A 20,315-nucleotide genomic window follows, 5' to 3' on the forward strand; every position below is an offset into this window, starting at 1 on the left:
ATACATTTCATATGGCATATCCTACTCCACCGAACAGCAAGTCATCAGTGCGGCGAGCTGGCCAAAAGATCGCAGCCGGGAAGGCAACCAATGATGACATAAATTTAGTCGACCAATGGCGAGCATCGCACGGCTACGTCATTAACACCTTTCAAATCTGGCTGAAAAGGCATTTTGCCAAACAAGGTCATTCAGTTGAATTTGCGCAAAGGCTAAAACGGCGAAATACGGTGATAGGAAAGCTCAAACGTCAAGATGCAGACGGAAACTTCTTAATAAAAGATGTCGCTTCGATGCACGATTTCGCAGGCTGCCGTATGATTTTTGAAAACCTAGATGCTCTTCGTTCATTTCGCAATTTCATGCACTCGAGCAAAGTAATGAGGAATGTTGAACACGAGCTTCGACATGATCCCCAAAAATATGACTACATCGAAAAGCCAAAGTTCACAGGCTACCGAGGAATCCATGATGTTTACAAACACTTTCCAAGAGGCTCAACCCGAGGCGAAGACAAGAAACCATGGGACGGGCTCCTTGTAGAAATTCAATACAGAACTCGGGCGCAACACGCTTGGGCAACAGCGGTTGAAATCTCGGATCTCTTAGACGGAGAGCAAACAAAATTTGAGTTAAATCAATCTGATCGAGGTCGCTTTTTCGCATTAGCCAGCGAAATCATTGCTCGAAGTCATGAGAACATCGCACGAGCCTTTCCTGCACAGTCATTGGAACAGTTGCGAGACGAGTTGCAATCGCTGGAAAATAAATTGGGCATACTAGGTAGGTTGAAGGTTCTAAAACAATTTGAAAGTGCTGATCGGCTGAGAAGGCACAACGTACTTAACATTTACCGTGACGAAAATGGCGAGCCTTGCTTGGAAGTTCTACCGTTTTCGTCGGCCACACAAGCTATCGATAAATCTTCTGAGCTTGAGAAAGAAGAAACTAGCATCAACGCAGTTTATGTGCGCTCGGATAATCCCAATCAACTCCGATCAGCCTACCGAAACTACTTCTATGACCCAATTGACTTTGTTCAGATCATTCAAAAAGCTGGCGAAGTTAAGTCCGGTTAGTCGTCGACTGGAAGCCGTCCCGCGGGGTCCGCTGCTCTGGTACAATCGGCCAGTTTATCCCTCCAATATCCGTAGCCTTTCACAGGATCGCGCAATAGAAATAAATGTCGCCGGCGGTACGCCGGGCAGCCCCCGACCGCCCCCATGGGCGGGGGCTTCACCCCCACCCGCGGTCGGGAGCAGCCCTTTGGGGGCGACATGAAAGCCTGTGGCCTCGTCCCGCGCCCGTCATGACGAAACCGCCCGATACCGCGAAACGGTAGGCCGGGCTGAAGCCCGGCCTACGCATCTCTTTCTGGCGTCGCTTCACACCAGCCGCAGTTTCCGCATCACTTTCTCTGCAAAGCCATGCACCACAGGCGGGGTGTATTTGCGCATTTTGTGCAGGCGGTGCTCTTTGCTTTCGGCAACATCGCCCATGCCCGGACGCACCCGGAACAGGGTAGAATGGGCGACGTGGCTGTCGCTCCACGTGGCCGTATAGTAATAAAGCGCGATGGACAGGCGCGGCTGGCCGTCGGGGTGGTTCACCGGCTCCGGGTTGCCATGCATGCTGGTGGAGCTGGTGGAAAAACAGCAAAAGCGGTTCATGACCGGCGGGAACGCCGCGATCTTTTCCTGCATGTCATCGGTCCAGACTTCAAAGCTGCCGCCATAATCGGCCTGCCAATCCGGGTTCAGATAGATGAGAACATTTAGGCGCCGCTCAAGGTTCATCTGTTTGTGGTGGTTGAAATCCGCGTGAATCCCCAGATAGCCGCCGTTGTTGGTGCGGTGAATGCCCGCGCCGTGGTAATAGGGATCGGGGATCAGCCCATCGATGCCGGTCATCTCTTCGAGAAAACGAATGAAGGATTTGGAGTTCAGCGCCTGAAACACGGCCCGTGAATACAGCGGCAGGAAATAATCAATTCAGATGTAGTGATAGGGCGTGCCGGACTGATAGTCTGCGGCATAGCGCGCGCCGATCTCTGCGGCCTCTTTGGCATCCAGAAATAACGTCCCCGGATCAAGCGTATAGACGCAGCCCGCCTGTGTGTCCTCTGCGGATGTCGCCAAATCTTCTGCCACGGCCAGCCCTCAATTTATGAAATCATTCTGCGGCGCATCATGCCGGGCGCAGTCTGCCGGGTCAACACGCGGCGCACCAAAGCAAAAGCCCCGGAGAGGTCTCTCCGGGGCTTTGCAATAGCTTGGCAAAAAGCAGATCTTAGAGTCCGGTGGACACGTCGATTGTGTTGCCCTCTTCGAGGGTCACATATGCTTTTTTCACGTCCTTGCGTTTACCCATGGTACCACGGAAACGCTTGGTCTTGCCTTTGGTGATCGTGGTGTTGACCGCTTTGACCTTCACACCAAACAGGGCCTCAACGGCCTCTTTGATCTGAGGTTTGTTGCTGTCGATGGACACTTCGAACACAACCGCACCGTTTTCGGATGCCATGGTTGCCTTCTCGGTGATCACCGGCTTGCGGATCACATCGTAATGTTCAGCCTTCGCGCTCATTTCAGTCGAGCCTCCAGTGCTTCGATACCTGCTTTGGTGATCACCAGAGTGTCACGCTTCAGAATATCATAAACGTTTGCGCCCATCGTTGGCAGGATGTCCAGACCTTCGATGTTGCGCGCTGCTTTCAGGAAGCCTTCGTTGACCGATGCACCGTCGATGACCAGCGCGCGTTTCCAGCCCAGGTTTTTCACCTGTTTGGCCAGAGCAGCGGTTTTGCCTTCGGCTTCTGCATTTTCGATCACAACCAGCTCACCTGCTTTCGCCTTGGCGGAAAGCGCATGGCGCAGACCCAGCTTGCGGAACTTCTTTGGCAGTTCGTGGCCGTGGCTGCGCACAACCGGACCTTTGTAGATACCACCACCGCGGAAGATCGGCGCGTTACGGTCGCCGTGGCGTGCGCCACCGGTGCCTTTTTGGCGATAGATCTTCTTGGTCGAGTAAGAAGTTTCAGAGCGGGTTTTCACCTTGTGGGTGCCAGCCTGCGCGTTGTTACGCTGCCAGCGCACAACACGGTGCAGGATGTCTGCACGTGGTTCCAGACCGAACAGATCTTCGGACAGGTCCACAGAGCCGGCCTTGCCGCCGTCGAGTTTGATCACGTCAAGTTTCATGCTTCACCACCTTCCGCAGGTGCTTCTTCAGCCGGAGCTTCGGTTGCGGCGGATTTCAGAGCAGCTGGGAACGGAACGTTCTCAGGCAGTTTCTTTTTCACGGCGTCTTTGACAGTCACCCAGCCACCTTTGGAGCCAGGAACGGCACCTTTGATGAAGACCAGGCCACGCTCGGCGTCGGTTTTCACAACTTCGAGGTTCTGCGTTGTCACGCGCACAGCACCCATGTGACCGGCCATCTTCTTACCTTTGAAGACGCGACCAGGGTTTTGACACTGACCTGTCGAACCGTGGGAACGGTGAGAGATCGAAACACCGTGCGACGCGCGCAGACCGCCAAAGTTGTGGCGCTTCATCGCACCGGCAAAACCTTTACCGATCGATGTGCCCGCAACGTCAACCTTCTGACCTTCAACAAAGTGCTCGGCAGAGATTTCTGCGCCCACTTCGATCAGGTTGGCTTCGTCAACGCGGAATTCCGCAACCTTGCGCTTAGGCGCAACGTTTGCTGCCGCAAAGTGACCGCGCATCGCTTGGGATGTGCGCTTTGCTTTGGCTGCACCGGCACCCAGCTGAACCGCTGTGTAACCGTCTTTTTCAGATGTACGCTGCGCAACAACCTGCAGCTCATCAAGGTGAAGTACGGTCACAGGGATCTGCTTGCCGTCTTCCATGAACAAGCGGGTCATGCCCACTTTTTTCGCGATAATACCAGAACGCATGTCAGAGCTCCTTAAACTGAGATCTGAACGTCAACGCCAGCCGCCAGGTCGAGCTTCATCAGCGCGTCCACGGTCTGTGGGGTTGGGTTAACGATGTCGAGCAGACGCTTGTGCGTACGGATTTCGAACTGGTCACGAGATTTCTTGTCAACGTGTGGACCACGCAGAACGGTGAACTTCTCGATTTTGTTTGGCATTGGGATCGGGCCACGCACGTCAGCGCCGGTGCGCTTTGCAGTGTTGACGATTTCCTGTGTGCTGGCGTCCAGTACACGGTAATCGAATGCCTTCAGCCGAATGCGGATGTTTTGACTTTGCATTTCGTCAGCCTTTTTTGGCGTCAGAGTTGAGAGGAGGATGTGCGACCACCGCAAACCCTCTTCGAACCCAAAAGGCGGGAATCACCCCGCCTTGATGTTCTGTAAGAGAACTCGCGCCGTATACGGGCTGAAACCCCTTGTGGCAAGGGGTTTTTATGAAGGGTTGCAGGCCGGGCAGCGCCCGACCTCGGGTGGGCATCGAGATGTTCTCGTGGGGCAGTTCATCTATCGGCTTTTGATCGAACGATGCGTATGGCGGAACATAGCGTAAGCGCCCTTCCCTCGGTTCGTGCCGCGACGCAACATCCTGTGCATTACGACCGCCCAGCCCGGAGCGCCCCCAACGAAAAAGGCCGCCCCGTGGGACGGCCTTTCTAATTTCTGTCGCTGATGGCTTTCGGGAGCTTTTGCTCAGCTGAGCTGCTCAAAAGCCCCTACCGCCTGATCGTGTTTGAGCCCTTACGGGCTCAAGCCACAATCTTACTCAGTGATCTTGGAAACAACACCGGAACCAACGGTGCGGCCACCTTCGCGGATCGCGAAGCGCAGGCCTTGCTCCATCGCGATAGGCGCGATCAGCTCAACGTCGAATTTCAGGTTGTCGCCCGGCATCACCATTTCGGTGCCCGCTGGCAGGTTCACTGTGCCGGTCACGTCAGTGGTCCGGAAGTAGAACTGTGGACGGTAGTTCGCAAAGAACGGGGTGTGACGACCGCCTTCTTCCTTGGTCAGAATGTAGGCTTCCGCTTCGAACTTGGTGTGTGGGTTCACGGAACCTGGCTTACACAGAACCTGACCACGCTCAACGCCTTCACGGTCAACGCCGCGCAGCAGCGCGCCGATGTTGTCGCCCGCTTCACCGCGATCCAGCAGTTTGCGGAACATTTCAACACCAGTACAGGTGGTTTTCTGAGTGTCTTTGATGCCGACGATTTCAATTTCGTCGCCCACGTTGATCACGCCACGCTCAACACGGCCGGTCACAACAGTACCGCGGCCAGAGATCGAGAACACGTCTTCGATTGGCATCAGGAACGGCTCGTCAACCGCGCGTGGTGGCTGTGGGATATACTCGTCAACCGCTGCCATCAGCTCAGAGATTTTCTCTTTACCGATGTTGTCGTCGCGATCTTCCAGCGCCGCCAGAGCGGAGCCAGCAATCACAGGGATGTCGTCGCCTGGGTATTCATACTCAGACAGCAGCTCGCGGATTTCCATTTCAACCAGCTCGAGCAGCTCTTCGTCGTCAACCTGGTCAACTTTGTTCATGAAAACAACCATCGCAGGGATGCCAACCTGGCGGCCCAGCAGGATGTGCTCGCGGGTCTGTGGCATTGGGCCGTCAGCTGCGTTCACAACCAGGATCGCGCCGTCCATCTGAGCGGCACCAGTGATCATGTTTTTCACGTAGTCCGCGTGACCTGGGCAGTCAACGTGCGCGTAGTGACGTGCGTCGGTTTCATATTCAACGTGCGCGGTGGAGATGGTGATGCCGCGCGCTTTTTCTTCGGGCGCACCGTCGATCTCGTCATACGCTTTGAAGTCACCAAATTGCTTGGTGATCGCTGCGGTCAGCGTGGTTTTACCGTGGTCAACGTGGCCGATTGTGCCGATGTTGCAGTGCGGTTTGGAACGTTCAAACTTTTCCTTAGCCATGATGGCCTCCTATTTGGGGATGCCGGGCAGACGCCCGGCCTACGGGTTATGGGTAGGGCGGACCGAAGCCCGCCGCCCCCGTTAAGCGAATTTTGCCTGGATCTCGTCCGAGATGTTCTGCGGAACTGGATCGTAGTGGTCAAACTGCATCGTGAACTGCGCGCGGCCCGAAGACATGGAACGCAGGGTGTTGATGTAGCCGAACATGTTGGCCAGTGGCACAAATGCGTCAATCGCAACCGCGTTGCCGCGTGGCTCCTGACCAGACACCTGACCACGACGGGAGGTGAGATCGCCGATGATGCCGCCGGTGTATTCTTCCGGGGTGATCACCTCAACCTTCATCATAGGCTCCAGCAGTTTGGCCCCTGCCAGTCGCATACCTTCGCGCATCGCCATACGACCAGCGATTTCGAAGGCCAGGACGGAGGAGTCAACGTCGTGGAACTTACCGTCGATCAGAGCAACTTTGAAGTCGATCACAGGGAAGCCTGCGAGCGGACCGCTGTCCATAACGGACTGGATGCCCTTTTCAACACCTGGGATGTATTCCTTAGGAACAGCACCACCAACGATGCGGGACTCAAAGGAGTACCCTTCGCCTGGCTCAGTTGGGGTAATGATGAGTTTGACCTCAGCATACTGACCGGAACCACCCGACTGTTTCTTGTGGGTATAGGTGTGCTCGACTTCGTGGCCGATGGTTTCACGGTAGGCCACCTGTGGCGCACCGATGTTTGCCTCAACCTTGAACTCGCGCTTCAGACGATCCACCAGGATGTCCAAGTGAAGTTCGCCCATGCCTTTCATGATGGTCTGACCGGATTCCAGGTCAGTTTCCACGCGGAAGGATGGATCTTCTGCCGCCAGACGCTGCAGACCCTGAGACATTTTCTCTTGGTCGTTTTTGGTCTTTGGCTCAACCGCGATCTCGATCACCGGATCTGGGAAGGTCATGGTTTCCAGAACCACAGGATCGTTGACAGCGCAGAGCGTGTCACCGGTTGTGGTGTCTTTCAGACCGGCCAGCGCGATGATGTCACCTGCGAATGCTTCGGTGATTTCTTCACGGTTGTTGGAGTGCATCATCATCATACGACCGATGCGCTCTTTCTTGCCTTTGGTGGAGTTCAGCAGCGTATCACCCTTGTTCAGAACACCGGAGTAGATACGTGTGAAGGTCAGCGAGCCAACAAATGGGTCGTTCATGATTTTGAACGCCAGACCAGAGAAGGCCATTTCGTCATCCGCGCGGCGCGCGATATCCCGAACTTCTTCTTCGTCGCCTGGTTTGAAGCCCATGTAATCAACAACGTCCAGTGGGGACGGCAGATAGTCGATCACAGCGTTGAGCAGCGGCTGAACACCTTTGTTTTTGAACGCAGAACCACCCAGAACAGGCACGAACGCCATTTCCAGTGTCCCTTTGCGCAGCAGTTTGCGCAGGGTTGGAACGTCAGGCTCTTCGCCTTCCAGATAGGCTTCCATCGCGTCGTCGTCCATTTCGACGGCCGCTTCGATCATCTTGCCGCGCCATTCGTCCGCCATGTCTTTCAACTCTGGACGAATTTCGCGTTTGTCCCAGGATGCGCCCAGGTCTTCGCCTTCGTAGACCCATTCTTGCATGGTCACGAGGTCAACCAGGCCTTCCAGCTCGGTCTCTGCGCCAATTGGGATGCCAACTGGAACAGCCGTTGCACCTGTACGGTCTTCGATCATGTGAACGCAGTTAAAGAAGTCCGCGCCAATCTTGTCCATTTTGTTAACGAACACGATGCGAGGAACTTTATAGCGGTCAGCCTGACGCCAAACAGTTTCGGTCTGAGGTTCAACACCAGCGTTGGCGTCCAGAACACAAACCGCACCATCCAGAACCGCCAAGGAGCGTTCAACTTCAATGGTGAAGTCAACGTGGCCTGGGGTGTCGATGATGTTCAGACGGTGCTTTGGCGTGTCCGCAGTTTGGCCATCTTCGGTGCGTTCCCAGAATGTGGTGGTCGCAGCGGAAGTGATGGTAATACCGCGTTCTTGTTCCTGCTCCATCCAGTCCATGGTGGCCGCACCATCGTGCACCTCACCGATGTTGTGGGATTTACCAGTGTAATACAGGATGCGTTCGGAACAGGTGGTTTTACCTGCATCGATGTGCGCCATGATACCGAAGTTACGGTAATGGTTCAGTGTATATTCGCGTGCCATTGGTCAAATAAGCCTTTTGGAATTACCAGCGATAATGGCTGAATGCTTTGTTCGCATCGGCCATCTTATGAGTATCTTCGCGCTTCTTAACGGCAGTACCGCGAGAGTTCACGGCATCCAGAAGTTCACCCGCCAGGCGTTCTTCCATGGTGTTTTCGTTGCGGTTGCGGGACGCAGCGATCAGCCAGCGGATGGCCAGCGCTTCGCGGCGCTCAGGACGCACCTCAACCGGAACCTGATAGGTTGCACCACCCACACGGCGGGAACGGACTTCCAGGTTTGGTTTGATGTTGTCCAGTGCTTCGTGGAACACTTCGACAGGGGCGCGTTTTACTTTCGCTTCAACGCGATCCAGCGCGTTGTAAACGATTTTTTCTGCGACGGATTTCTTACCATCGATCATGAGGTTGTTCATGAATTTGGACAGAACACGATCACCAAACTTTGCGTCTGGCAGAATTTCGCGTTTTTCAGCAGCGTGACGACGAGACATCTATAAATATCCTTCTTACTTAGGACGCTTCGCGCCGTACTTGGAGCGACGTTGCTTACGGTCTTTAACGCCTTGGGTATCCAGAACACCGCGCAGGATGTGGTAACGGACACCCGGAAGGTCTTTTACACGACCGCCACGGATCAGAACCACGGAGTGTTCCTGAAGGTTGTGGGATTCACCCGGGATGTAAGAGATGACTTCGTAGCCGTTGGTGAGACGAACTTTCGCAACTTTACGCATCGCGGAGTTCGGTTTCTTCGGCGTAGTGGTGTAAACGCGGGTGCACACACCGCGTTTCTGTGGGCACTGCTCCAGGTGCTGCGACTTGGAGCGCTTGATTTTAGGCTGACGCGGTTTGCGAATCAGCTGTTGGATCGTTGGCATAGGGGTTTCCCGTTTCCTAACTCATATCTGCATGGGTTGCCCCATACGCTCATCTTTTTTTCCCGGTATGCGTTGCCACATAGCGAAAAGCCGCAAATGTTCCCATTCCGAGGCGAACATCGCGGTTTGTTTCCAGAGGGTGCGCACTTCAAAACAGCGCGGACCTTAGCCACCAGAATCTTGATTTCGGCGTAAGACGCACTGCGCCCATTGCCGGATGAGCGCGCGTATAAGCGGAGTCGGGAGGGTTGTCAACCGATGGGGGCGCGTGCAGCAGCGCCGCGTCATTGTAAGTTCAACTTAATCAATGGACTTTGCCGGCAAAGCTGGCAAGCCTCCGACCCGCCCCACGGGTGGGGCCTGGCCTTGTTGCTTTTCCCCGGCCCCGCTGACATGTTCAAAAAAAACGGCAGCAACCACAAAGGGCAATCAGATGCAGGCAAGCGATATGCAGGTGATCGGTCTATGCCGCTTTTCCTACCCGGCGCTGGGGGGCTTTCAGGTGGAACATGACAGCATCGAGGACCGGCGCGCGTTCCTCTATGCGCCAGAGCGAATGGAAGAACGCCTGCGCATGTTCGAAACCATCGCCCTGCCCGGTCTCAAAGCGCAGACCGATCAGAATTTCGACTTTCTGATTGTCGTCGGCAGCTGCCTGCCCAAGCCTTATCTAGAGCGGCTGCACGCGATGACCGCAGACATGCCGCAGGCCCGCATCATCGCTGAAGATCCGGCACCGCATCGGCAGATCATGAAAAAGATCATCAACCGCAGCCTCAACCGAAACACCGCGCTGCCCAGCCTGCAGTTTCGCCATGACGATGACGATGCCGTATCGGTCAATTTCGTTGCCCGCCTGCGCGCGGCGGTCGATGACACCGCCAGTCTGGTGGCGAAAAACCCGCTGGTGGGGTTTGATTTCAATCGCGGGTATTCCGCGCGCCCGTCAGCCGAGGGCATGCTGGCCACACCCACGGTGCTGCCCTCGTACGGGGTCGCGCTGGCCATGGCGGTTGCGCAGTTCAAGGCGACCACCATCATGAATTTTGCCCACAGCAAGCTGCATCAATTCATGCCCACAGTCACCTACACCGATGAGGATATGTTTGTGCGCGGGCACAATGGGTTTAATGACTCGCGCCAAGGCAAACGGGTCAAGCCGCTTGAAATGACGCTATTGGATGCCGCGGGCGAAGCGCATTTTGAAAAGACCTTCGCCATCAACTGCGATCAGGTCCGCCGCGCCTTTGCCTGACGGCGCTTGGCGCGCGCCTCGCGGTAAAGCGTGAAGACGCCGGTTGCCACCAGTATCGCTGCGCCCAGCAGCGTGATCGCATCTGGCCAGTCGCCAAAAACCAGATAGCCAAGCACCATCGCCCACAGCAGGCTGGTATAGCGAAATGGCGCGATAAAGCTGATTTCGCCCACCCGCATCACCATGGTAGAAAACAGATAGCCCCCGCCAATGAACACCGCCGCCAGGCAGAGAAAGCCCATTTCGGTTGGTGTCACCGGCCGCCAATTCTGCGTCACAAGGGAAACCATCGACGCGATCAGGGTCACACCAAGCGCAGAGCAGAGCGCCACCATCAGCGAGGGCACCGCACTTGAAATTTTGCGCGCCGAAAGGTCGCGCACCGTGATGCAGGCCACCGCGCCAAGCACATAAAATGTCTCGGTGCGAAAGCCGTCTGGCCCCGGGCGCACGATCAGCAGCATGCCGATAAATCCAATGGCAATCGCCAGAAGCCGTCGCCAGCCCAGCGGCTCGCGGAACAACACCGCCGCCCCCAGCGCAACGGTCAGTGGCAGCACCTGCAGAACCGCTGTGGCATTGGCGATTTCCATGCGCCTCAGGGCGTGGATGAACAGATAGGCCGCCGCTGCTTCGGCAAGGGAGCGGATGAAAACCAACCCCCAGTCGCGGCGCGTTCCGGCAACCCGCAGCGCCCCAATGTAATAAGTCAGCGCGGTGATCAGCAATATGGTCGGCACCCCGCGCAGCACCAGCAGCTGGGACAACGACATATCCCCGGCCATATATTTGATGACGGTGTCGTTGCTGGTGTAGCTGGCCATGGCCGCAATCATCAGCAGCACGCCACGCAAGTTGTCAGAAACAGAAATAGGCATCGTCGCGCCAATCAAAAGAGCAATGCGCCGACCCTAGCCGTTGATGCCCGCTGTGCAAGCCGGAATTGGCGGCGGCAAAAGAAAACCCCCGGTCAAAGCCGGGGGTCATCAAAGCTTCTTTTGGGCGAAGATTACTCTTCGCGGCTTTCTGGAGTTTCCACCAGACCGCTGTCAAAGACATCATCCGCAGACGCGAAACCTTCGGCAGAGGGGGCAGCCAGAGCGGCGGCCTGTTCTGCTTCTTCGCGGCGTGCTTCGATCACAACATTGTCGCGATCCGATGCGATTTTGCGCACAGCTTGGGTTGCGCCACCGGTCCCGGCTGGGATCAGACGGCCCACGATGACGTTCTCTTTCAGGCCAACCAGCTTGTCTTTCTTACCTTGGACAGAGGCCTCGGTGAGAACGCGGGTGGTTTCCTGGAAGGACGCCGCAGAGATGAACGAACGTGTCTGCAGCGACGCCTTGGTGATCCCCAGAAGGATCGGCGCGCCTTGAGCCGGACGTTTGCCACGCGCAAGCGCTTTTTCATTGGCCGCGTCAAACTCTTGTTTGTCGACATGCTCGCCTTTCAGCAGCGTGGTCTCACCAGAGTCAGAGATTTCCCACTTCTGCAGCATCTGACGCACGATAACTTCGATGTGTTTATCGTTAATCTTCACACCCTGCAGACGGTACACGTCCTGAACTTCGTCGATCATGTAGTTTGCCAGCGCTTCGACACCCATAATGGCCAGAATGTCGTGTGGTGCTGGGTTGCCGTCCATGATGTAGTCACCTTTCTGCACGAAGTCGCCTTCTTGTACAGGAATGTGCTTACCCTTCGGCACCATGTATTCGACGGTCTCCAGAGACTCATCGGATGGCTCGATCGAGATACGACGCTTGTTCTTGTAGTCGCGGCCAAAGCGCACGTAACCATCGACTTCGGCGATGATCGCGTGATCTTTCGGACGACGCGCTTCGAACAGTTCCGCAACGCGCGGCAGACCACCGGTGATGTCCTTGGTCTTTGCACCTTCGCGCGGGATACGCGCAACAACGTCACCCGCTTGCAGGTCCTGACCGTCTTCAACCGACAGGATGGCATCCACAGACATTGGGTAATGCACAGGGTTGCCCGCCGCGTTGCGCACTGGTTCACCATCTGCGTCCACCAGAATGATTTCTGGTTTCAGCTCGTTGCCTTTTGGCGCAGAGCGCCAGTCGGATACGATTTTCTGGGTCATGCCAGTGGCTTCGTCGGTTACGTCGCGCACAGCGATACCGGACACGAGGTCCACGTATTTCGCTTTACCGGCTTTCTCGGCGATGATTGGCAGTGTGAATGGGTCCCATTCAAACAGCTTTTCACCGCGCGAAACGGTCGCGCCGTCTTTGACGAACAGCTTGGAACCGTAGCTCAGCTTGTGGGTGACGCGCACGTCGCCATTGCCGTCCACGATTTCGAGCTTCATGTTGCGGCCCATAACCATGGTCTCGCCCTGGGCATTGTCCAGAAGGTTCGGGTTCTCAAAGCGGATCGTGCCTTCCTGGCTTGCTTCCTGGAAGGACTGCTGACCACCCTGCGCAACACCACCAATGTGGAAGGTCCGCATTGTCAGCTGTGTACCAGGTTCACCAATCGACTGCGCCGCGATGATACCAACGGCTTCGCCGGTGTTCACCACAGTACCGCGTGCCAGGTCACGACCATAACACTGGGTACATACGCCTTCTTCGGCTTCACAGGTCAGCGGGCTGCGGATGCGTGCAGAGGCAACACCAGCTTCGTGAACAGAATCGGCCATCAGCTCGTCAATAAGTTGACCCGCGCCAACCAGAACTTCATCCGTACCCGGACGCAGAATGTCATCTGCAGCCACACGGCCCAGAATACGCTCAGCCAGCGTCGCAACCACTTCACCGTCATTGACCGCAGCTTCCGCTGTGATCGCGCGTTCGGTGCCACAATCTTGCAGACGTACGATGCAGTCTTGCGCCACGTCCACCAGACGACGTGTCAGATAACCGGAGTTCGCAGTCTTCAGCGCCGTATCCGACAGACCCTTACGGGCACCGTGGGTGGAGTTGAAGTACTCAAGAACGGTCAGACCTTCTTTAAAGTTCGAGATAACCGGAGTCTCAATGATATCGCCGTTCGGACGGGCCATCAGACCGCGCATCCCGCCCAGCTGTTTCATCTGAGTGACCGAGCCACGCGCACCGGAGTGGGCCATCATGTAAACAGAGTTCGGTTCCATTTCGGCACCGGCCTCATCGGTCTTTGGCGCGGAGATGGTGTTCATCATCGCGTCGGTGACCTTGTCGTTACATTTTGACCAAGCATCGACAACTTTGTTGTACTTTTCGCCCTGAGTGATCAGGCCGTCCATGTACTGCTGTTCAAAGTCTTTTACTTGCTCGCGGGTCTCATCAACCAAAGTCCATTTGGTATCAGGGATAACCATGTCGTCCTTACCGAACGAAATGCCGGCCTTGAACGCTTCTTTGAAGCCCATGGACATGATCTGGTCACAGAAGATCACAGATTCTTTCTGACCGCAGTAACGGTAGACGGTGTCGATCACGTTCTGCACGTCTTTCTTCCGCAGCAGCCGGTTCACCAGATCAAAGGGTGCCTTGGCATTCTGCGGCAGCAGCGCGCCCAGTTTCACACGACCCGGTGTGGTTTCAAACCGCTTCATCACCTCAAGACCGTTCTCGTCGATCTGCGGGATACGCGCCTGAATTTTGGTGTGCAAATGCACCGCGCCGGAATCCAAGGCGTGCTCTACTTCGTCGATCGACGAGAAGACCATGCCTTCGCCTTTCATGCCATCGCGGGCGATGGTCACGTAATAAAGGCCCAAGATCATATCCTGCGACGGAACGATGATCGGCGCACCGTTGGCTGGCGACAGAACGTTGTTTGTCGACATCATCAGAACCCGCGCTTCCAGCTGGGCCTCAAGGCTCAGCGGGACGTGCACGGCCATCTGGTCGCCGTCAAAGTCCGCGTTAAACGCAGAACAGACCAGCGGGTGCAGCTGAATAGCCTTACCTTCGATCAGCGTGGGTTCAAACGCCTGAATGCCCAAACGGTGCAGCGTTGGCGCACGGTTCAGCATAACCGGGTGTTCGCGGATAACCTCATCCAGGATATCCCAAACTTCGGGGCGTTCTTTTTCCACCAGCTTCTTGGCTTGCTTCACAGTGGAAGACAGACCCTTGGCTTCGAGGCGCGAATAGATGAACGGCTTGAACAGCTCCAGCGCCATCTTTTTCGGCAGACCACATTGGTGCAGCTTGAGTTCAGGACCGGTCACAATCACCGAACGACCAGAGAAGTCGACGCGCTTACCCAAAAGGTTTTGACGGAAGCGACCTTGCTTACCCTTCAGCATGTCAGACAGCGATTTCAATGGGCGTTTGTTGGCACCAGTGATCACGCGACCACGACGGCCGTTGTCAAACAGCGCATCCACAGATTCCTGCAGCATCCGCTTTTCGTTACGTACGATGATGTCAGGTGCGCGCAGCTCGATCAGACGCTTCAGACGGTTGTTCCGGTTGATCACGCGGCGATACAGATCGTTGAGATCGGAGGTCGCGAAACGACCACCATCCAGCGGCACCAGCGGGCGCAGCTCTGGTGGGATCACTGGGATCACGGTCAGAACCATCCACTCTGGGCGGTTGCCGGATTCCAAGAAGGATTCGACAACTTTCAGACGCTTGATGATTTTCTTTGGCTTCAACTCACCGGTGGCTTCGGCCAGTTCGGCGCGCAGCGTTTCAGCCTCGGCCTCAAGGTCGATCATCGACAGCATGTCACGGATCGCTTCGGCACCGATATTGGCGGTGAAAGCGTCCATACCATAGGCGTCTTGCGCGTCCATGAACTCTTCTTCGGTCAGCATTTGACCGAATTGCAGATCTGTCAGGCCGGGTTCGATCACCACGTAGTTTTCGAAATACAGCACACGTTCCAGATCACGCAGTGTCATGTCCAGCATCAGGCCGATGCGGCTTGGCAGCGATTTCAGGAACCAGATGTGCGCAACCGGCGCAGCCAGTTCGATGTGGCCCATGCGCTCGCGGCGCACTTTTTGCAGCGTCACTTCGACACCACATTTTTCGCAGACAACGCCGCGATATTTCATGCGCTTATATTTGCCGCAAAGACATTCGTAGTCTTTGATTGGGCCAAAGATACGTGCGCAGAAGAGACCGTCGCGTTCTGGTTTGAACGTACGGTAGTTGATGGTTTCTGGCTTTTTGATTTCGCCATAGGACCACGACAGGATCCGTTCCGGGGACGCCAGGGAGACTTTGATTTCATCAAAGACTTTTGGTGGGGTCAGCGGGTTAAACGGGTTGTTGGTCAGTTCCTGGTTCATTTTGATACCTCAAATTCGTGCGGAAGGGTGGAGGGGAAGAAGGGCCGAGGCCCTTATTCCTCAACCTCCGCATCCAGGAGTTCCATATTCAGGCCGAGACCCCGGACTTCTTTCACCAGAACGTTGAACGATTCTGGGATGCCTGCCTCGAAGTTGTCTTCGCCCTTGACGATGCTTTCGTAGACTTTCGTCCGGCCAGCCACGTCATCCGATTTCACAGTCAGCATTTCCTGCAGGGTGTATGCAGCGCCGTAAGCTTCCAGAGCCCAGACCTCCATCTCACCAAAGCGCTGACCACCGAACTGCGCTTTACCGCCCAATGGCTGCTGAGTAACCAGCGAGTATGGACCAGTCGATCGCGCGTGGATTTTATCGTCCACAAGGTGGTGCAGTTTCAGCAGGTACTTCACACCAACGGTAACAGGACGCGCGAATTGCTCGCCTGTGCGGCCATCAAACAAGATGGACTGACCGCTTGTGGTAAAGCCAGCGCGCATGAGGGCGTCGTTCACGTCGTCCTCTTTCGCGCCATCAAAGACTGGTGTCGCAATCGGAACACCGCGGGTGACATTTGCCGCCGCTGTGACCAGATCGTCCTCTTCCATGCCTGCCAGACCTTCGGCGTAAACCTCAGGACCATAAGCATGTTCCATGGCTTCGCGAACCGGTGTCAGATCGCCTGTGCGGCGGTAGTCTTGCAGAGCATCGTCAATTTTGATGCCCAGACCGCGCGCGGCCCAACCCATATGGGTTTCAAGAATCTGACCAACGTTCATCCGCGATGGAACACCCAGTGGGTTCAGACAGAAATCAACCGGCGTACCGTCTGCGAGGAACGGCATGTCTTCCATTGGGACAACCTTGGAAATAACACCTTTGTTCCCGTGACGACCCGCCATCTTATCGCCCGGCTGCAGCTTACGCTTCACCGCGATAAAGACTTTGACCATCTTCATGACGCCTGGGGGCAGATCATCGCCGCGGCGCACTTTCTCGACTTTGTCCTCAAAGCGCGCATCCAGCGCACGTTTTTGGATTTCGTACTGTTCGTGCAGCGCTTCTACGATCTGTGCATCCTGCTCGTCTTCCAGAGCCAGCTGCCACCATTGACCACGTGTCAGCATCGACAGCAGATCTTCGGTAATTTCGGAGTTCGGGCGAACGCCTTTCGGGCCTTTCACAGCCTTCTTACCCATGATCATGTCACGCAGACGCGCATAGATGTTGCGATCCAGGATCGCCAGCTCGTCGTCACGGTCACGTGCCAGTGCTTCGACTTCTTCACGCTCGATCTGCAGGGCACGTTCGTCTTTTTCAACGCCGTGGCGGTTGAAGACACGTACCTCAACCACAGTCCCGAAATCGCCTGGCTTTACGCGCAGCGATGTATCGCGCACGTCAGAGGCTTTCTCACCAAAGATGGCGCGCAGCAGTTTTTCTTCTGGCGTCATTGGGCTTTCGCCCTTTGGTGTGATCTTGCCGACCAGAATATCACCCGGCTCTACATCCGCACCGATGTAAACGATGCCCGCCTCGTCGAGGTTGCGCAGCGCTTCTTCACCGACGTTTGGAATGTCGCGTGTGATTTCTTCTGGGCCAAGCTTGGTGTCACGTGCGGCGACTTCGAATTCTTCGATGTGCACCGAAGTAAACACGTCGTCACGCGCGATACGCTCAGAGATCAGAATGGAGTCTTCGTAGTTGTAGCCGTTCCAAGGCATAAACGCGACGATCACGTTTTTACCCAAGGACAGTTCGCCCATATCAGTGGACGGGCCATCAGCGATCACTTCGCCTTTGGTAACTGTGTCGCCTACTTTGACCAGCGGACGCTGGTTGATGCAGGTGTTTTGGTTGGAACGCTGGAATTTACGCAGACGATAGATGTCAACGCCGGCATCGCCGAGTTCCAGATCGCTGGTCGCGCGCACAACGATACGCTGCGCATCAACTTGGTCGATGATACCGCCGCGTTTCGCCATGATTGCCGCACCAGAATCGCGCGCAACAACTTCTTCGATACCTGTCCCGACCAGCGGCGCTTCTGCACGCAGCAGAGGCACAGCCTGACGCATCATGTTCGAGCCCATCAGGGCGCGGTTCGCATCGTCGTTTTCAAGGAATGGAATCAGAGAGGCCGCAACCGATACCAACTGTTTTGGCGAAACGTCGATCAGATCGACAGCCGCAACAGAGGCCATGGTGTAGTCGCCCGACTGACGGGTGTTGACCATTTCATTTACGAAACGACCGTCTGCATCCAAATTGGCGTTCGCCTGCGCAACAGTGTGGCGCATTTCTTCGGTTGCCGACAGATAGGTCACATCGTCAGTGACCTGACCATCCACAACCTTGCGATAAGGTGTTTCGATAAAGCCGTATTTGTTCACCCGCGCAAATGTTGCCAGCGAGTTGATCAGACCAATGTTCGGGCCTTCCGGCGTTTCAATTGGACACATGCGGCCATAGTGGGTTGGGTGCACGTCGCGCACCTCAAAGCCGGCACGCTCACGTGTCAGACCACCTGGCCCAAGCGCCGAAAGACGACGTTTGTGCGTCACTTCGGACAGCGGGTTGGTTTGGTCCATGAACTGCGACAGCTGCGAGGAGCCGAAGAATTCACGAACAGCAGCAGCCGCTGGTTTCGCGTTGATCAAATCCTGTGGCATCACAGTGTCGATTTCGACGGAAGACATACGCTCTTTGATCGCGCGCTCCATGCGCAGCAGACCAACGCGGTACTGGTTTTCCATCAGTTCGCCAACAGAGCGCACACGACGGTTGCCGAGGTGGTCGATATCATCCACGTCGCCTTTGCCATCGCGCAGTTCAACCAGCGCTTTGATACAGGCAATGATGTCTTCCTTGCGCAGCGTGCGCTGGGAATCGTCGGCATCCAAAGCAAGGCGCATGTTCATCTTGACGCGACCAACCGCAGACAGGTCGTAACGCTCGGAATCAAAGAACAGCGTGTCAAACAGCGCAGAGGCCGCTTCGACGGTGGGTGGCTCACCCGGACGCATCACGCGATAGATGTCCATCAGCGCGGTTTCGCGGCTCATGTTCTTGTCGGCCGCCATGGTGTTGCGGATGTAGGGGCCAACGTTGATGTTGTCGATATCCAGAACCGGAATCTCGGTCACGCCGGCGTTCACCAGATCCTGCAGCGTGCCGCCGATAACATCACCGTCCTTGTCGTATTCGACAGTCAGCTCATCACCTGCTTCGACATAAATCGCGCCGGTTTCTTCGTTGATGATGTCACGCGCCACAAAACGGCCCACGATCTGATCGTATGGCAGCAGCAGGTCAGTCACCTGCGCTTCGTCGATCAGCTTTTTGACGGCACGTGGGGTGACTTTCTTACCGGCTTCGGCAATGACTTCGCCGGTGCCGGCGTCCACCAGATCAAAGGCAGGACGGGTGCCGCGCACACGCTCTGGGAAGAACTTGGTGACCCAACCTTTGCCCTTCTCAAGCTTGTAATCGACAGTGTCGTAGTAGGCCTCGCAGATGCCTTCCTGGTCCAGACCCAGCGCATACAGCAGGGTGGTCACAGGCAGTTTGCGGCGACGGTCGATACGCGCATAGACGATGTCTTTGGCGTCAAACTCAAAGTCCAGCCAAGAGCCGCGGTACGGAATGATGCGGCAGGCGAACAGCAACTTACCCGAGGAATGAGTTTTGCCTTTGTCGTGGTCAAAGAACACGCCGGGCGAGCGGTGCATCTGCGAAACAATCACACGCTCGGTGCCATTTACGACAAAGGTGCCGTTTGGCGTCATCAAAGGCATATCGCCCATGAACACGTCTTGTTCCTTGATGTCCTTTACGGATTTCGCGCCGGTATCCTCATCGACATCAAACACGATCAGACGCAGCGTGACTTTCAGCGGTGCGCTGTATGTCATGTCGCGTTGCATACATTCTTCAACGTCGTATTTCGGCTTTTCCAGCTCATAGCCGACGAATTCCAGAATCGAGGTCTCGTTAAAGTCCTTGATCGGGAAAACCGACTGGAACACGCCTTTGATGCCTTCGCCATCTTGTGGCAACTCTGCATCGCCGGAGCGAAGGAAAAGATCGTATGAGGATTTCTGAACCTCAATCAGGTTCGGCATTTCCAATACTTCACGGATTTTGCCGAAATATTTGCGCAAGCGTTTCTGGCCAAGGAAAGTTTGAGCCATGTTCGATGACACCTTTCAAAATTCTCATCGGGTCTGCATACCGTCGGGCCCCGGCACCATTCCCTATCGAGACAGACGATGGATCAATTCCCGGCCCTGTCCCACCAGCGGCCTCCCGATCCGTAACCTCGTCTTAGAAAAACCCTTTACAGATAAGGGCCTTACTAAGACAGGTTAAGCAGGGTACGGAAAACCGTACCCTGCTCACAATCACTCCGGGTAAAACCCGGAAAAGATTACTTCAGCTCGACTTCTGCGCCAGCTGCTTCCAGCTTCGCTTTGATGTCTTCTGCTTCAGCTTTGTCGACGCCTTCTTTGACGGCTTTGCCGCCGGCTTCAACCAGCTCTTTTGCTTCTTTCAGGCCCAGGCCGGTGATGCCACGGACTTCTTTGATGACGTTGATTTTCTTGTCGCCTGCGGCTTTCAGAATTACGTCAAATTCAGTTTTTTCCTCAGCAGCTGCACCAGCGTCGCCGCCTGCTGCGCCTGCAACCATTACGGCGCCGCCAGCAGCTGGCTCGATGCCGTATTCGTCTTTGAGGATGGTTTTCAGTTCTTGTGCTTCCAGCAGGGTCAGACCCACGATGCTTTCTGCGAGTGCTTTCAGATCAGCCATTTTAGACTCTTTCCGT

General features: G+C 55.7%; 16 protein-coding genes. 2 read left to right on the plus strand and 14 right to left on the minus strand.

The genetic code is table 11. From position 1 onward, the window contains the following. The first annotated feature begins 11 nt into the window (after nt 1-11). Nucleotides 12-1,079 carry a RelA/SpoT domain-containing protein gene (locus N6L24_RS08795; protein ID WP_271844299.1) on the plus strand — a complete coding sequence of 356 codons (1,068 nt, stop codon included), beginning with the start codon at nt 12-14 and terminating at the stop codon, nt 1,077-1,079. Between the two features lie 306 nt (nt 1,080-1,385). On the opposite strand, the gene N6L24_RS08800 is transcribed toward N6L24_RS08795, so the two are convergent. From N6L24_RS08800 to rpsL, 10 genes are all read right to left on the minus strand, one after another. After that, nucleotides 1,386-1,958, minus strand: a complete 573-nt coding sequence (locus N6L24_RS08800; protein ID WP_271844300.1) for a 2OG-Fe(II) oxygenase — start codon at nt 1,956-1,958, stop codon at nt 1,386-1,388. A gap of 33 nt (nt 1,959-1,991) precedes the next feature. Next, nucleotides 1,992-2,150 carry a hypothetical protein gene (locus N6L24_RS08805; protein WP_271844301.1) on the minus strand — a complete coding sequence of 53 codons (159 nt, stop codon included), beginning with the start codon at nt 2,148-2,150 and terminating at the stop codon, nt 1,992-1,994. A gap of 139 nt (nt 2,151-2,289) precedes the next feature. Continuing rightward, nucleotides 2,290-2,586: a 50S ribosomal protein L23 gene (locus tag N6L24_RS08810; protein ID WP_271844302.1), complete on the minus strand. Its 297-nt coding sequence runs from the start codon at nt 2,584-2,586 to the stop codon at nt 2,290-2,292. Continuing rightward, nucleotides 2,583-3,200: a 50S ribosomal protein L4 gene (rplD, locus tag N6L24_RS08815; RefSeq protein WP_271844303.1), complete on the minus strand. Its 618-nt coding sequence runs from the start codon at nt 3,198-3,200 to the stop codon at nt 2,583-2,585. Before rplD ends, N6L24_RS08810 begins: the two co-directional genes overlap by 4 nt. Then, nucleotides 3,197-3,922 carry a 50S ribosomal protein L3 gene (gene rplC / locus N6L24_RS08820; RefSeq protein ID WP_271844304.1) on the minus strand — a complete coding sequence of 242 codons (726 nt, stop codon included), beginning with the start codon at nt 3,920-3,922 and terminating at the stop codon, nt 3,197-3,199. The genes rplD and rplC overlap by 4 nt, the downstream gene beginning before the upstream one ends. Nucleotides 3,923-3,933: 11 nt before the next feature. After that, nucleotides 3,934-4,242, minus strand: a complete 309-nt coding sequence (gene rpsJ, locus N6L24_RS08825; RefSeq protein WP_271844305.1) for a 30S ribosomal protein S10 — start codon at nt 4,240-4,242, stop codon at nt 3,934-3,936. Between the two features lie 480 nt (nt 4,243-4,722). Then, the gene (tuf, locus tag N6L24_RS08830) at nt 4,723-5,898 is read right to left on the minus strand and encodes an elongation factor Tu (protein WP_271844306.1); all 1,176 of its coding nucleotides are present in this window, start codon (nt 5,896-5,898) and stop codon (nt 4,723-4,725) included. Between the two features lie 81 nt (nt 5,899-5,979). Continuing rightward, nucleotides 5,980-8,097 carry an elongation factor G gene (fusA, locus tag N6L24_RS08835; protein ID WP_271844307.1) on the minus strand — a complete coding sequence of 706 codons (2,118 nt, stop codon included), beginning with the start codon at nt 8,095-8,097 and terminating at the stop codon, nt 5,980-5,982. 22 nt (nt 8,098-8,119) lie between these two features. Next, the gene (gene rpsG, locus N6L24_RS08840; RefSeq protein WP_271844308.1) at nt 8,120-8,590 is read right to left on the minus strand and encodes a 30S ribosomal protein S7; all 471 of its coding nucleotides are present in this window, start codon (nt 8,588-8,590) and stop codon (nt 8,120-8,122) included. A 15-nt stretch (nt 8,591-8,605) separates the two neighbouring features. Then, complete coding sequence (rpsL, locus tag N6L24_RS08845) at nt 8,606-8,977, minus strand: 30S ribosomal protein S12 (protein ID WP_054000841.1); 372 nt, start codon at nt 8,975-8,977, stop codon at nt 8,606-8,608. A 433-nt stretch (nt 8,978-9,410) separates the two neighbouring features. On the opposite strand from rpsL, the gene N6L24_RS08850 reads away from it, so the two are divergent. Next, a complete protein-coding gene (locus N6L24_RS08850) occupies nt 9,411-10,232 on the plus strand; it encodes a putative rhamnosyl transferase (RefSeq protein WP_271844309.1) in 822 nt (273 codons plus the stop codon). Here the strand turns inward: N6L24_RS08850 and N6L24_RS08855 are convergent. From N6L24_RS08855 to rplL, 4 genes are all read right to left on the minus strand, one after another. Next, the gene (locus N6L24_RS08855) at nt 10,208-11,110 is read right to left on the minus strand and encodes a DMT family transporter (protein WP_271844310.1); all 903 of its coding nucleotides are present in this window, start codon (nt 11,108-11,110) and stop codon (nt 10,208-10,210) included. The two genes, N6L24_RS08850 and N6L24_RS08855, sit on opposite strands and share 25 nt — an antisense overlap. Before the next feature lie 131 nt (nt 11,111-11,241). Further along, a complete protein-coding gene (rpoC, locus tag N6L24_RS08860) occupies nt 11,242-15,492 on the minus strand; it encodes a DNA-directed RNA polymerase subunit beta' (RefSeq protein WP_271844311.1) in 4,251 nt (1,416 codons plus the stop codon). A 53-nt stretch (nt 15,493-15,545) separates the two neighbouring features. After that, entirely contained in the window at nt 15,546-19,682 is a 4,137-nt protein-coding gene (rpoB, locus tag N6L24_RS08865) for a DNA-directed RNA polymerase subunit beta (RefSeq protein WP_271844312.1), read from the minus strand. A gap of 236 nt (nt 19,683-19,918) precedes the next feature. Further along, a complete protein-coding gene (rplL, locus tag N6L24_RS08870; protein WP_265019688.1) occupies nt 19,919-20,299 on the minus strand; it encodes a 50S ribosomal protein L7/L12 in 381 nt (126 codons plus the stop codon). Between the last annotated feature and the right edge of the window lie 16 nt (nt 20,300-20,315).

This window comes from Cognatishimia sp. SS12, from assembly GCF_028369055.1.
In the GTDB taxonomy this organism is placed as follows: Bacteria; Pseudomonadota; Alphaproteobacteria; order Rhodobacterales; family Rhodobacteraceae; genus Cognatishimia.